Origin of the sequence: Staphylococcus edaphicus, from assembly GCF_002614725.1 — a bacterium.
GTDB classification, from domain to species: Bacteria; Bacillota; Bacilli; order Staphylococcales; family Staphylococcaceae; genus Staphylococcus; species Staphylococcus edaphicus.
Genome location: NZ_MRZN01000039.1, coordinates 1 through 841 on the forward strand (window position 1 = coordinate 1; position 841 = coordinate 841).

Genomic DNA, 841 nt, shown 5'->3' on the forward strand with positions numbered 1-841 from the left:
CAGTAAGTGACTCATCCAGTGCGTCAACATCATTGAGTACATCCGTGAGTGATTCAGACAGTACCTCAACGTCGTTGAGTACATCAGTGAGTGATTCAGGTAGTGCATCGACATCACTAAGTACATCAGTGAGTGATTCAGGCAGTGCGTCAACATCATTGAGTACATCATTAAATGATTCAGCCAGTGCATCGACATCATTGAGTACATCATTAAGTGATTCAGATAGTGCATCGACATCACTAAGTACGTCAGTGAGTGGATCAGATAGCGCGTCAACGTCGTTGAGTACATCATTAAGTGATTCAGGTAGTGCATCGACATCACTAAGTACATCCGTGAGTGATTCAGGCAGTGCGTCAACATCAATGAGTACGTCAGTAAGTGAGTCAGATAGTGCGTCAACGTCGTTAAGTACGTCAGTGAGTGGATCAGATAGCGCATCCACGTCATTGAGTACATCATTAAGTGACTCAGATAGTGCGTCAACATCAATGAGTACGTCAGTAAGTGAGTCAGATAGTGCGTCAACATCGTTAAGTACATCATTGAGTGCCTCAGATAGTGCGTCAACGTCGTTGAGTACATCATTAAGTGATTCAGGTAGTGCATCGACATCACTAAGTACGTCATTAAGTGATTCAGGTAGTGAGTCGACATCATTGAGTACATCATTAAGTGATTCAGATAGTGCATCGACATCACTAAGTACGTCAGTAAGTGACTCATCCAGTGCGTCAACATCATTGAGTACATCCGTGAGTGATTCAGACAGTACCTCAACGTCGTTGAGTACATCAGTGAGTGATTCAGGTAGTGCATCGACATCACTAAGTACATC

1 protein-coding gene is annotated in these 841 nt (G+C 43.3%); it reads left to right on the plus strand.

Annotation, left to right across the window (positions count from 1 at the left end; all coding sequences use genetic code 11):
• Positions 1–841 (plus strand): hypothetical protein (locus BTJ66_RS13410; protein WP_193433035.1); only part of this gene is annotated, 841 nt, incomplete at both ends.